This is a genomic window from Oerskovia merdavium (assembly GCF_014836755.1).
In the GTDB taxonomy this organism is placed as follows: Bacteria; Actinomycetota; Actinomycetes; order Actinomycetales; family Cellulomonadaceae; genus Oerskovia; species Oerskovia merdavium.
Genome location: NZ_JACSQF010000010.1, coordinates 60,084 through 72,942, shown reverse-complemented (window position 1 = coordinate 72,942; position 12,859 = coordinate 60,084). Strand labels below are relative to the sequence as shown.

The window sequence follows — 12,859 nt, the reverse complement described above, 5'->3', positions numbered from 1 at the left end:
CGCGCGCCCCGCACCATGGACGGGTGAGTCATCCCGAGCCGAACATCGTGTCCGACCCGACCGCAGAGGATGCCTCGACAGGCGCCGACGCCAGTACCTCGTACCCCTTTGAGCCGGCCGATCCTGCGGCTGCTCCCTACGGTCCCGCGGGGCAGCTCGAGCCCGCGGACCAGGCTGACCCCGCCGGCCCGTCCGGAGCGACCCCGACGGACGACGAGGCCGACAAGCCGCGCTGGCGCCGTGACGCCACGATCTTCCTGGGCGGGCAGACCGTCTCCCTGTTCGGGTCGATGCTCGTGCAGTACGCGATCATGTGGCACCTGACCCTCGAGACCAAGTCCGGTGGTGTGCTCGCCCTGGCCGCGGTGTTCGGCTTCCTGCCGCAGGCGGTCGTGTCGATCTTCGGCGGGGTCTGGGCGGACCGGCTCAACCGCAAGTTCCTCATCATCGCGGCCGACGCCTCGATCGCGGTCACGACCCTGGCGCTCGCGCTGCTCATGCTCTCGGGCAGCGACGACCTGTGGTTCATCTACGCCGCCCTCGCGATCCGCTCGGTCGGCGCGGGGATCCAGATGCCCGCGGTGTCCTCGCTCCTCCCGCAGCTCGTCCCGGTGAGCAAGCTCATGCGGGTCAACGGCATCAACGGGTCGATCCAGTCGGCCATGACGTTGCTCGCCCCCGCGGTCGCGGCGGGCGTCTACGCGAGCGCCTCGATCGTCGCGATCTTCTTCGTCGACGTCGTCACTGCCGCGATCGGGATCGGCCTCCTGGCGCTGATCCCCGTGACCAAGGTGCTGCGCGCCGACCTGGCGGCGGGCGAGAAGGTCGGGTACTTCGACGACCTCGTGGGCGGCCTGCGCTACCTGCGCGGCCACACCTTCGTGCGCTGGGTCCTGGGCCTCTACGCGGTCGTGTTCCTGCTGATCGTGGCCCCGTCCTACCTCACGCCGCTCATGGTCGTGCGGACGTTCGGCGAGGAGGTCTGGAAGCTCACGGCCAACGAGCTCGCGTTCTCGTTCGGCGCGATCGTCGGCGGCGTGCTGCTCGCCACCTGGGGCGGGCTCAAGAACCGGGTCGCGATGATCGTGGGCGCGACGTTCGTGTTCGGCGTGCTCTCGGTCGGCCTGGGCCTGTCGACGAACATGTGGGTCTTCTTCACGTTCATGTTCCTGCTCGGCGTCGCCGTGCCCGCCTTCGCCACGACCTCGATGACGGTCCTGCAGGAGACGGTCGAGCCCGACCGGCAGGGGAGGGTCTTCGGGTTCGTCGGGATCGTGATGGCGCTCGCGATGCCGATCGGCATGGTCGTGTTCGGCCCGCTCGCGGACCGGTACTCGGTCGAGTCGCTCCTGATCGTGTCGGGCGCGCTCATGTTCGTCGTGATCGCGGTCGCCGTGCTCGTGCCCTCGGGCCGCCGGGCCATGCGCGCGGCGGACGAGCACACGTCCGTCACGGTCTGAGGACCGGACGGCAAGGACGCCGACGGGGTTCGGCCGGCACGCTCCGAAGAGCGTGCCGGCCGAACCCCGTCGGCGTCTCAGCGAAGAAGCGTCAGGCGGACGCCTCGGCGACGTCGGTGATCTCGCAGATCGAGGTGCCCGAGCTCACGCTCGCGCCGACCCCGGCGGTCAGGCCCGTGACGCGGCCCGCACGGTGCGCGACGAGGGGCTGCTCCATCTTCATGGCCTCGAGCACCACGATGAGGTCGCCCTCGGCGACCACGGCGCCCTCGGAGACCGCGACCTTGACGATCGTGCCCTGCATGGGCGAGGCCAGCGTCGTGCCGTTGCTCGAGCCCGCCTTGGTCGCCGAGCGACGCGCGGGGCGCCGGGCCGCGTTGGCCGAGCGGGCGCGGCCCGCCGCCATGCCGAGCCCCGCGGGGAGGACGACCTCGAGGCGCTTGCCGCCGACCTCGACGACCACCCGCTCGGTCGCGGGCGCTTCGTCCTCCTCGGCAGGAGTCTGGGCGGGCGTGGCGGGCGCGAGCTTGGTCAGCTCGTCGGCGAACGTCGTCTCGATCCAGCGCGTGTGCACGCGGAACGCCGAGTCGTCGGCGGGGACGAAGTCCTCGGAGTCCAGCACGGCGCGGTGGAACGGGACGACCGTCGGGATGCCCTCGACGACCATCTCGCGCAGCGCGCGACGTGCTCGCTGGACGGCCTCGAGTCGCGTGGCACCGGTCACGATGACCTTGGCGATCATCGAGTCGAACGCGCCGGAGATGACGTCGCCCTCGCTCACGCCGCTGTCGACGCGCACGCCCGGTCCGCTGGGGAAGTGCAGGCGCGTGATACGGCCCGGGGCCGGCAGGAAGTTCGCGGCCGGGTCCTCGCCGTTGATGCGGAACTCGAGCGAGTGCCCGCGCGTGGTCACCTGCGAGTAGCCGAGCGGCTCTCCCGCCGCGATGCGCAGCTGCTCGCGCACCAGGTCGATGCCCGTGACCTCCTCGGAGACCGGGTGCTCGACCTGCAGGCGCGTGTTGACCTCGAGGAACGAGATGGTGCCGTCGGCGCCCACGAGGAACTCGCAGGTCCCGGCGCCGACGTACCCGGCCTCGCGCAGGATCGCCTCGGAGGCCTTGTAGAGCTCGGCCTGCTGCTCGTCGGTCAGGAACGGCGCGGGGGCCTCCTCGACGAGCTTCTGGTGGCGGCGCTGGAGCGAGCAGTCGCGCGTCGAGACGACCACGACCGTGCCGTGCTCGTCGGCCAGGCACTGGGTCTCGACGTGGCGCGGGGTGTCCAGGTACCGCTCGACGAAGCACTCGCCGCGACCGAACGCCGCGGTGGCCTCGCGGACCGCGGAGTCGAACATCTCGTCGATCTCGTCGACCGTGCGCGCGACCTTGAGCCCGCGCCCGCCGCCGCCGAAGGCCGCCTTGATCGCGATCGGCAGGCCGTGCTCGGCGGCGAACGCGTGGACCTCGGTCGCGTCGGCGACAGGGTCCGGGGTGCCGGGGACCAGGGGAGCGCCCGCACGGTGCGCGATGTGCCGGGCGCTCACCTTGTCGCCGAGCGCGTCGATCGCGGAGGGGGGCGGGCCGATCCAGACGAGGCCCGCGTCGATCACGGCCTGGGCGAACCCGGCGTTCTCGGCGAGGAAGCCGTAGCCCGGGTGCACCGCGTCGGCGCCCGCACGGCGTGCGACGTCGAGCAGCTTGGCGACGTCGAGGTAGGTGTCGGCGGCGCGCGCGCCGTCGAGCGCGTACGCCTCGTCGGCGAGGCGCACGTGCAGGGCCTCGCGGTCGGAGTCCGCGTAGACGGCGACCGACGCGATCGAGGCGTCGGCGCAGGCGCGGGCGATGCGGACCGCGATCTCCCCGCGGTTGGCGATGAGAACCTTCGACAGTCGTCTGGGCAGGCTGGTCGCGGGGTTCGTTGAGTTCACGGGCACGGCTCACGGTAACGCGTCGGGCGCCCTCGGTTCACGCTCCGACCACCGGTACCGGACAAGATTGGAGATCAGGCCAAGGCACACCGGGGTCGTTTGTAGGAACCCTCCATGGTCGGCGGGACGAACCGCCCCGGGGTCGGCCTGCGTTGTGCGGCCTCGACAAGCCGACGGCCCGCCCGCTCTGCCGCCCGGCGCCCGAAGGCGCGGCGCAGCGGAGCAGGCGGGCCGTCATCGGCTCACGCCCAGAGGTCGGTCCAGGCCACGTCGATCTCGCCGAGCAGCTCGCGCACGAGCGGCAGGCTGATGCCGACCACGCCGTGGTGGTCGCCCTCGATGCTCTCGACGAACGCCCCGCCCAGGCCGTCGACCGTGAACGCGCCGGCGACCGCGAGCGGCTCGCCCGTCGCGACGTACGCGGCGATCTCGGCGTCGGTCACGTCGGCAAAGTGGATCGTCGTCGAGCTGGTCGCGCCGAGCGTCGCCCCGCTGCCGCCGTCCTGCGGGTCGCGCAGGTCGACGAGCCAGTGCCCGGTGTGCAGCACGCCGGACCGGCCGCGCATCGCGCGCCACCGGGCGGTCGCCTCGTCGGCGTCCTTCGGCTTGCCGTACACCTCGCCCGCGAGCTCGAGCATCGAGTCGCAGCCGACCACGATCGGTGCGCTCTCCTCGGGCCCGACGGCGTCGCTCGCCTCGTCACGCTCGCGCGCCTCGCGCGTGAGCACCTGGGCGACCTCCTCGGCCTTCGCCTGGGCGAGGACGAGCACCGCGTCGGCGGGGTCGAGCGCACCGAACCGTGCGGTCGCGGCGTCGAGGACCGCGTCCTCGTCGAGCCCCGAGACCCGGACCTCGGGCGTGACGCCCGCCGAGCGCAGGGTCGCGAGCCTGGCCGGGGACTGCGAAGCCAGGAGCAGGCGGGGTGCAGGGGTGCTGGTGTCGCTCACTGCAGGGCTCCGCGCAGCACGTCGAGGCCGACCGAGCCCAGGTTCAGGGCACGCTCGTGGAACGCCTTGACGTCGAACTCCTCACCGCGGGCCTCCGCAGCCGCACGGGCGGCGTCGCGCGTCTGCTCCCACAGGCGCTGGCCGACCTTGTAGGACGGGGCCTGCCCCGGCCACCCGAGGTAGCGGTTGAGCTCGAAGCGCACGAACGACTCGTCCATGTTGACGTTGGCCTTGAGGAACTCCCAGGCCTTGTCGGCGTCCCAGCGCGGGTCCTCGGAGTCGCCGCGCCACTCCTCGGGCGCGTCGAGCCCGAGGTGCACGCCGATGTCGAGCACGACGCGGGCCGCGCGCATGCGCTGGCCGTCGAGCATCCCGAGCCGGTCGCCCGGGTCGTCGAGGTAGCCCAGGTCGGCCATGAGGCGCTCGGCGTACAGGGCCCAGCCCTCGCCGTGGCCCGAGACCCAGCACGCGAGGCGGCGCCACGAGTTGAGCGTGTCGCGCGCGGCGACGGCCTGGCCGCACTGCAGGTGGTGGCCCGGGACGCCCTCGTGGTAGACGGTCGTCTTCTCGCGCCACGTGTTGAACTCGGTCACGCCCGGCGGCACGGACCACCACATGCGCCCGGGGCGCGAGAAGTCGTCGCTCGGGGGCGTGTAGTAGATCCCGCCGGTCTGGGTCGGGGCGATCATGCACTCGAGGTCCAGGACCGGGGTGGGGATGTCGAAGTGCACGCCGTCGAGGGCCTGGATCGCGGCGTCCGAGGTCTCCTGCATCCACGCACGCAGCGCGTCCGTGCCGTCGAGCCTGCGGCTCGGGTCCGCGTCGAGGATCGCGACGGCCTCCTCGACCGTGGCGCCCGGACCGGCGATCTGGGCGGCGACGGCCTCCTGCTCGGCGATGACGCGCGCGAGCTCCTCGAGGCCCCACTGGTAGGTCTCCTCGAGGTCGACCTCTGCGCCGAGGAAGTTGCGCGACGCGAGGGCGTAGCGCTCGCGCCCCACGCCGTCGGCCGTGGGGGCCTGGGGTGCGAGCTCGTCCTCCAGGAAGTCGGCGAGCCTGCCGTAGGCGGCCACGGCACCCGCCGCGCCGATCTCGAGCTCCTTGCGCACGAGCGAGCACGCCGCGGACTCGTCGAGCACGGCCGACGCCTCCTCGCCACGGACGAACGTGACGAAGAACGACGTCTCGGGGTTCGCGAGCTCGCGGGCCTGCTTGACGCCCTCGCGGACCTGGCGGATCGCCGCGACGTTGCCGCGCGCGGCACCGGCCGTGAGCGAGGCGATGTACCCGTCCATGGCTCCCGGCAGGGCCGCGAGACGGGCCGCGACGTTCTCCCACGCCTCGACCGTGCCCGTGGGCATCATGTCGAAGATGTCGCGCAGCTCCTGCAGCGGGGACGCGATGTTGTTGAGCAGCGCGAGGTCCTCGCCGGCCTCGTGCAGCTCGAGCGAGAGACCGACGCGCTCGCGCATCGCGGCGAGCGTGACCCGGTCGACGTCGTCGACGGGCTCGGCGTCCGCGAGCTCGGCCAGCACGGCCCGGTCCGCGGCCGCGAGGGCCTCGTACCCGGCGGGCGACAGGTCGGTCATGCGGTGGTCGTAGCCCGTGAGGCCCATGGCCGTGGCGGCGAGCGGGTTCAGGTCGGCGACCGTGAGCACGTACGCGTCGGCGATCGCGTCGATCGCGGAGGGCGTGCGGGGGGTCCTGGCGGTGGGGGTGCCGGGCTCGGCCGGCGAGGTGGGTGAGGTCACCCGGTAGAGGTTACTGCGTGGTACCCGCAGGGGTCGTCGTCCGTGAGGATGATCAGTCCTGGCGCAGGAGTCGTTCCGCCAGGTCGAGCACGGCCGACGGGGCGGTCAGCTCGAGCGACTGCGCACCGCCCCCGTCCGGGCCGATGTACACGAGCTCGTCAGCGTCCTCGAAGACGAGGACGGACCGCGTGCTGCCCGGGAGCGAGAGCTCGACGCGCACGGATCTCCACGCCCCGGTGGGCGCGACCTGCTCGGTGACCAGGCGGGGGTGCTCGGCGCCCGCCCGACCGAGGGCATCGAGGAGGTCCTGGTTCGTCGGCGCCGAGGACGGTTCGGCGTCACGGGCGGGCGCCGGGTCGGTCGTCCCGACCCCGGAGACGCCGGTCCCACCACCGGCCCGCTCCGGGTGCATCGCGGCGAGCAGGTCGTCCGCCCAGGCGCGCTGGTAGCGCACGAGCACGACGGCCGGCCGCCCTTGCGTACCCCGCGGGTACCAGACCGCCACCGGGTCGCCCGAGCGGGGGCCCTCCGTCCCGGCGGGGACGGGCACCGTGAACGGTGCCCGGACGGGGACGTGGTCGACTGAGAAGGTGAGCCGACCGCTCACGAGCGTGGCGCCGTCGGGCAGCTCGCGCGAGGATCCTGAGGGAACCTGGTCCGCCTCGGCCGTGACGTCGACGAGCACCGAACCCGTGGTGCGCTCGGCCGCCGTGAGCAGGGCGTCGCGTGCGCGGGTCTCGCGCTGCGCTTCGCGGTCGTCGAGGTACCGCGCGAGCGCGAGGACCGCGACGAGCAGGAGCAGGACGGTCAGGACGCCCAGCACCGCGGCTGGCAGGGGCCAGCCCTGCGACGGGGCGAGCTGCTGGTAGGCGACGAGCGCGACCGTCGGGACGGTCGGGACGATCCACGCCCACCGGCGCCAGCCGGTGCGGGCCGGGAGCGGCGGCAGGGCGGGCCCGCTGCCGTCGGCCGTGAGCGGACGTTCGACGGCCCCGGGGCCGTCCGCGAGCTCGACCAGGACGGTCGTGGTCTGGCTCATGACTGCAGGCTCCACCGCCAGGAGTCGGCGTTGTGCCGACCCGCGCGGCCGCCGAAGCTCTTGGCCGTCGCGCCCGCCCCGGTCCCGCGCAGGCCGCGCGCACGGTTGGTCCACTCGGACAGGGGCGCCTCGTCGTCGGGCACGTGCGAGGCCGCTGCGGCCGCCGCGAGCCCCGCGACGAGGGCCGCGACCTCGATGTCGTCGGGCGCGCCGCGCACGACGCGCAGCGAACGGCCCGACGGCGCCTCGGGCGTCCCGCTCACAGGCTGCCGTCCGTCGGGTCGTCCGCCGCGTCCCCGTACCCCTCGAAGTCGGCGGCCTCGCCGCGCGACGCCGCCCACTCGGGGATGTCGAAGCCGGCCTCGGCGAGGGCCGCGACGACCTGCTCGCCCGCGTTGTCGAGGAAGTCGATGACCGAGTCGAGCGAGGTGTCGGGCGTCGAGCCCGGTCCCACGACGAAGCCCAGGTAGAAGGGCTCTGCGACCTCGGGCGCCGGGGGCGCGTCCGCGTCGCCGCCCGCGCCGAGCTCCTCGTCCGAGGCCCACACGAGCGAGGTGAGGTCCGGGTGCATGCCGAGCGAACCGTGCAGCGCGTCGTAGACCTGGGCGTTGAGCGTGCTGATGCGCGCCTCGAGGGCAAGGACACGGGGGTCCTCGTCGGCCTCGGACGCACCGAACTCGGAGCGCACGCCCACCGCGGTGCCGATGTAGTCGTGCAGGGCTGCGGCCAGGGCGTCGACCGCGGCGTGCAGCGGCGCCTCGTCGACCGGGCCGAGCGGCTCGGCGCCGTGCGACACGCTGTCGTGCCCGTTGTCCGGGTGGTCGTGGCCCTCGTGGCCGTCGCTCGTGTGCTCGTCGGGCATGTCGTCCTCGCGGTTCGTCTCGTGGTTCGCGTCGTCGTGCGGTGCTGGGGTTCCCGCGGTCACAGCGGGATGTTCCCGTGCTTCTTGGGGGGCAGGCTCGCACGCTTGGTGCGCAGCGCGCGCAGCGCGCGCACGACCTGCACGCGGGTCTCCGACGGACGGATCACCGCGTCGACGTAGCCGCGCTCGGCCGCGTCCCAGGGGTTCACGATGGCCTCCTCGTACTCCCCGACCAGGCGGGCCCGCTCGGCGTCGACGTCCAGCCCCGCGTCCGCCGCGGCCTTGAGGGTGCCGCGCTGGAGGATGTTGACCGCGCCGCCCGCGCCCATGACGGCGATCTGGGCCGTGGGCCACGCCAGGTTGACGTCGGCGCCGAGCTGCTTGGAGCCCATGACGATGTACGCGCCACCGTACGCCTTGCGGGTGATGAGCGTGACGAGCGGGACCGTGGCCTCGGCGTACGCGTAGATGAGCTTGGCGCCGCGACGGATGATGCCCTGGTGCTCCTGGTCGACGCCCGGCAGGAAGCCCGGGACGTCCACGAGGGTCAGGACGGGGATGTTGAACGCGTCGCACGTGCGCACGAACCGCGCGGCCTTCTCGGCCGCGTCGATGTCGAGCGTCCCGGCCATCGCGAGGGGCTGGTTGGCCACGACGCCGACCGACTGGCCCTCGACGTGCCCGAACCCGATCAGCACGTTCTTCGCGAACAGCGGCTGGACCTCGAGGAAGTCGCCGCCGTCCAGGACGTGCTCGATCACGGTGCGCATGTCGTACGGCTGCGAGTCCGAGTCGGGCACCAGGGTGTCGAGCTCGAGGTCCTCGTCCGTGACCTCGAGCTCGGTGTCCTCGGGCGGGAAGCCGGGGGCGTCCGAGAGGTTGTTCTGCGGCAGGTAGCCGATGAGGTGGCGCACGTAGTCGATCGCGTCGTCCTCGTCGGTGCCCATGTAGTGCGCGACGCCCGATCGCTCGTTGTGGGTGCGTGCCCCGCCGAGCTCCTCGAAGCCCACGTCCTCGCCCGTGACCGCACGGATCACGTCGGGGCCCGTGATGAACATGTTCGACGTCTGGTCGGCCATGACGATGAAGTCGGTCAGGGCCGGGGAGTACACGGCCCCGCCCGCGCTCGGGCCGAGGATGAGCGAGATCTGCGGGATGACGCCCGAGGCCGCGACGTTGCGGCGGAAGATCTCCGCGAACTGCGTCAGGGCCGCGACGCCCTCCTGGATGCGTGCGCCGCCGCCGTCGGAGATCCCGATGAGCGGTACGCCCGTGCGCAGCGCCAGGTCCTGGACCTTGGTGATCTTCTGGCCGTGCACCTCGCCGAGGCTCCCGCCGAAGACCGTGAAGTCCTGCGAGTAGATGCACACCTGACGGCCGTCGACCGTCCCGTGCCCCACGACCACGCCGTCGCCCGCGAGCCGCTTCTTCTCGAGCCCGAAGTTGGTCGAGCGGTGCTTGGCGAACGCGTCGAGCTCGACGAAGCTGCCCTCGTCGAGCAGGGCCTCGATCCGCTCGCGGGCCGTCTTCTTGTTCCGGGCGTGCTGCTTGGCGCGAGCCGTCTCCTCGGGCGCGACGGACGCCTCGGCGCGCCGACGGTCGAGGTCGGCGAGCTTCGCTGCGGTGCCGATGAGCTGACCGGTGGGGGCCGGGGTGGTGCCGGCGACAGGTTCGTTCACGCAGACGAGCCTAGTTGGTGGGTGGGACCAAGCGGGTGCGGGAGATCGCACCGGCGTCCGCGTCGGCGTTGGAGGGTTCCCACAATCCGTTGCGAGGCGGTGCCCGTCGTCGTGCGGGATGCCGGTTCGTCGTGCGGGTGGTGCTGCCGTCCCCCGGGCGCGTCCGTGCATGATGGGGGCATGACGACTGCCGACCGCCCCGCGCTGCGCCCCGACTTCCTGCGGGACCTGCTCGTGGTCCCGCACGGCCCGCTCGAGCGCCTCGAGGTCGTCGAGGAGTCCGTCTCGACCAACACCGAGCTGGCCGCGGCCGTGGCTGCGGACCCGCGGGCCTGGCCTGCACCCGCGCTGCTCGTGGCCGAGCACCAGGTCGGTGGGCGGGGCCGTGCGGGGCGCACCTGGGAGACGCCCGCGCGGACCGCGCTGACGGGCTCGCTCCTGGTCCGGCCCGACGTGCCGCGCGAGCGCCTGAGCTGGCTGCCGCTGCTCGCGGGCCTCGCGACGGTCCGGTGCCTGCGCGCGACCGCGGGTGTCGAGGCCGTGGTCAAGTGGCCCAACGACGTGCTCGTCCCGGCGCCGGGCGCGGCGGCCGACGGAGGCCGCGGGGCAGCGGAGGAGGTCGAGGGCTGGGGGACGCGCCGCAAGGTCGCGGGCATCCTGTGCGAGCTCCTGCCCGACGGCGGAGCGATCGTGGGCGTCGGGCTCAACGTCCTGCAGGGCGAGGGCGAGCTCCCGGTCGCCTCGGCCACGTCGCTCGCCCTGGCGGGGGCGGCCACGACCGACCGCGAGGTCCTGCTGACGGCGCTCGAGGAGTCGTTCGCCCTGACGCTCGGTCGGTGGCAGGACGCGGGAGGCGACGCCGAGGCCGCGGGTCTCGTCGCGGAGTGCGTCGAGGTCAGCGGGACGCTGGGTGCGCACGTGCGCATCGACCTCACGGGCGGGGGACAGGTCACGGGCAAGGCCTACGGGTTCGGCCCCGACGGTTCGTTGCTCGTCCAGGGCGACGACGGGACGGTCCGTTCGCTGCACAGCGGCGACGTGCACCACCTGCGCGTGGGCTCGGGATCCACAGCCGGCCCGGAGGCGTCCACGGGGACCGGCGGGGCGGCCTCCTCGGGACCCGTCGGCGGCCCCGTCGGTGCGCCCGCCGGGTGACGGGGCCGGGGCGCACGGCCGCGCTGAACTAGGATCTGTCTGTGACGCACGACATCCCTGAGGTAGCCGAAGAGACCACCGAGACGACGAAGGCAGCCGAGGAGAGTCGAGCGGGCAGCCCTGGTGTCCCCGAGCGCGCGACCGTCGAGGCAGACGTCGACGCGGCCCTCCTGGGTGGGCCCCGCGCCCTCACGGTCGAGGGGCTCGCGGAGCGGGCCGGGCTCACGGAGAAGCAGGTGCGCTCGTACTGGCAGGCGCTCGGGCTCCCGATCACCGAGGAGCAGGAGCAGATGTTCACCGAGGACGACGCGGTCGCCCTCGAGCAGATCTACTCGGTCGCCGAGCGCGAGCAGTTCGACGACCGGTCGTTGACGACCCTCATCCGGTCGATGGGTCACACGACCGAACGGCTCGTGCTCTGGCAGGTCGAGGCGCTCGTCGAGCACATGACCAAGCGGTTCGACCTCGACGACACGAGCGCCCGGCTGCTCGTGCTCGACCGCCTCCCGGACCTCGCGCCCGTGCTGGAGACCCAGCTGAGCCACGCCTGGCGCCGCCAGCTCGCGGCCGTCGCCGCGCGGTTCACGGTCGAGTTCTCCGACGCGCGCGCGGGCGACGTCACCGACTCCCAGGCGCTGCCGCTCCCGCGGGCCGTCGGGTTCGCCGACATCGTGTCGTTCACCAAGCGCACGGCGGGTCTGGGGTCGAGCGAGCTCGCCGAGTTCGTCCAGCTCTTCGAGACCCGGGCGCGCGACGTCATCACCGCCGCGGGTGGTCGGGTCGTCAAGACCATCGGCGACGCGGTCCTGTACGTCGCCGACGACGTCGCGACGGGGGCCAAGGTGGCGCTCGGTCTCGCTGAGGAGGGCGAGCGGGCCGGCGAGGGGATCGAGGTCCCACCCGTCCGGGTCAGCCTCGTCTGGGGACGGGTGCTCTCGCGCTTCGGTGACGTGTTCGGCCCGTCGGTCAACCTCGCGTCGCGGCTCACCGAGATCGCCGAGCCCGCGACCGTGCTGATCGACCGCGAGACGGCCGCTCTGCTCTCGCGGGACTCGCGGTTCGCGCTGACGGCCCAGCCCGAGCGCGAGGTCCATGGCCTCGGGGTGATCGAGCCCGTGCGCCTCCAGTGGGCGTACAAGGGCTGACCCGTCCTTCTGCCCTGGCGGCGCGGACCGGTGACCGATCCGCGCTGCAGTGCGAGCCCGTCGTCGCCGGAACGCCGTCCCGGGTCTCAGACCGCGAGGACCAGCTCGGGGCCGTTGTTGGCCACGCTGTTGACCAGCGGTGCGACCTCCTGCGCCGCCATGCGGACCTCGGGGGCGGCCAGCAGGCCTGCGGCCTCGTCCTTGCCGACCGCCGGATCGAGCCACGCGTCCCACAGGTCCGGGGCGAGCGACAGCGGCATGCGGTCGTGGATCGACGCGAGCGCCGGCGTGGCGGCGGTCGTCACGATGGTGGTCGACACGAGCCAGCGGTCCGGGTCGTCGTCGGCCTTGGTCCGGTCGCGCCAGAACTCGTAGAGCCCCGCGAACGCCGCGACCGCCGACCCGTCGGGGTGGATGAAGAACGGCTGCTTGCTGACCTTGGGCTTGCGGGCGGTCGATCCAGGGGCCGGGGGAGTCTCGATGCGGCGCCACTCGTAGTAGCCGTCGGCGGGCACCAGGCAGCGCCTGGCCGCGAACGGCTTGGCGAAGGCGGGCTTGTCCAGGAGGGACTCCGCGCGCGCGTTGATCATGCGTGCCCCGACGCCCGGGTCCTTGGCCCAGCTCGGCACGAGGCCCCACCGGGCGACCCGCAGCGACCGGCGGACCTCGCCCGTGCCCTTGGCCGCGCGCTCGACCACGATCCGCACGGGGTCTGTCGGGGCGACGTTCCAGGAGGGTGGCAGCAGGCGCGCGTCGTCGGCGAGGTCGGCGATCGCGAACTCGTCGGCCAGGTCCTGGGCGTCCCGGAAGGAGGCATAGCGTCCGCACATGTCTTCCAGGATGCCTCGGGCCACCCACGCTGCGCGCGGCCGCCGCATCGCCGGTGGGGCGAGCGGC

The 12,859-nt window shown here is 73.3% G+C and carries 11 protein-coding genes; 3 read left to right on the top strand and 8 right to left on the bottom strand.

What is annotated here, in order from left to right; translation table 11 throughout:
• Positions 1–23: 23 nt before the first annotated feature.
• Entirely contained in the window at positions 24–1,460 is a 1,437-nt protein-coding gene (locus H9641_RS10990; protein ID WP_318244527.1) for an MFS transporter, read from the top strand.
• Between the two features lie 91 nt (positions 1,461–1,551).
• On the opposite strand, the gene H9641_RS10985 is transcribed toward H9641_RS10990, so the two are convergent.
• From H9641_RS10985 to H9641_RS10955, 7 genes are all read right to left on the bottom strand, one after another.
• On the bottom strand, positions 1,552–3,390 hold the full coding sequence (locus tag H9641_RS10985) for an acetyl/propionyl/methylcrotonyl-CoA carboxylase subunit alpha (RefSeq protein ID WP_449866958.1): 1,839 nt from the start codon (positions 3,388–3,390) through the stop codon (positions 1,552–1,554).
• Positions 3,391–3,626: 236 nt separating this feature from the next.
• Complete coding sequence (locus tag H9641_RS10980) at positions 3,627–4,331, bottom strand: Maf family protein (protein WP_191803665.1); 705 nt, start codon at positions 4,329–4,331, stop codon at positions 3,627–3,629.
• Entirely contained in the window at positions 4,328–6,082 is a 1,755-nt protein-coding gene (locus tag H9641_RS10975) for a DUF885 domain-containing protein (RefSeq protein ID WP_191803663.1), read from the bottom strand. Before H9641_RS10975 ends, H9641_RS10980 begins: the two co-directional genes overlap by 4 nt.
• A gap of 52 nt (positions 6,083–6,134) precedes the next feature.
• Positions 6,135–7,121, bottom strand: coding sequence for a hypothetical protein (locus H9641_RS10970; RefSeq protein WP_191803661.1), 987 nt, complete (start codon positions 7,119–7,121; stop codon positions 6,135–6,137).
• Entirely contained in the window at positions 7,118–7,384 is a 267-nt protein-coding gene (locus H9641_RS10965; RefSeq protein ID WP_318244526.1) for an acyl-CoA carboxylase epsilon subunit, read from the bottom strand. The genes H9641_RS10970 and H9641_RS10965 overlap by 4 nt, the downstream gene beginning before the upstream one ends.
• Complete coding sequence (locus tag H9641_RS10960) at positions 7,381–8,046, bottom strand: hypothetical protein (protein ID WP_318244525.1); 666 nt, start codon at positions 8,044–8,046, stop codon at positions 7,381–7,383. The genes H9641_RS10965 and H9641_RS10960 overlap by 4 nt, the downstream gene beginning before the upstream one ends.
• Entirely contained in the window at positions 8,043–9,662 is a 1,620-nt protein-coding gene (locus H9641_RS10955) for an acyl-CoA carboxylase subunit beta (protein WP_056650398.1), read from the bottom strand. The genes H9641_RS10960 and H9641_RS10955 overlap by 4 nt, the downstream gene beginning before the upstream one ends.
• A gap of 180 nt (positions 9,663–9,842) precedes the next feature.
• Between H9641_RS10955 and H9641_RS10950 the strand changes: the two genes are divergently transcribed.
• The gene (locus H9641_RS10950) at positions 9,843–10,817 is read left to right on the top strand and encodes a biotin--[acetyl-CoA-carboxylase] ligase (protein WP_191803659.1); all 975 of its coding nucleotides are present in this window, start codon (positions 9,843–9,845) and stop codon (positions 10,815–10,817) included.
• Positions 10,818–10,858: 41 nt separating this feature from the next.
• Entirely contained in the window at positions 10,859–11,962 is a 1,104-nt protein-coding gene (locus H9641_RS10945; RefSeq protein ID WP_318244524.1) for an adenylate/guanylate cyclase domain-containing protein, read from the top strand.
• Between the two features lie 86 nt (positions 11,963–12,048).
• On the opposite strand, the gene H9641_RS10940 is transcribed toward H9641_RS10945, so the two are convergent.
• Positions 12,049–12,792 carry an SOS response-associated peptidase gene (locus H9641_RS10940; RefSeq protein ID WP_191803656.1) on the bottom strand — a complete coding sequence of 248 codons (744 nt, stop codon included), beginning with the start codon at positions 12,790–12,792 and terminating at the stop codon, positions 12,049–12,051.
• Between the last annotated feature and the right edge of the window lie 67 nt (positions 12,793–12,859).

What these genes read in the sequence shown, in the direction of transcription:
- H9641_RS10940 (WP_191803656.1), bottom strand. Translation starts at nt 12,792, where the DNA reads ATGTGCGGACGCTATGCCTCCTTCCGGGACGCCCAGGACCTGGCCGAC.
- H9641_RS10950 (WP_191803659.1), top strand. Translation starts at nt 9,843, where the DNA reads ATGACGACTGCCGACCGCCCCGCGCTGCGCCCCGACTTCCTGCGGGAC.
- H9641_RS10970 (WP_191803661.1), bottom strand. Translation starts at nt 7,121, where the DNA reads ATGAGCCAGACCACGACCGTCCTGGTCGAGCTCGCGGACGGCCCCGGG.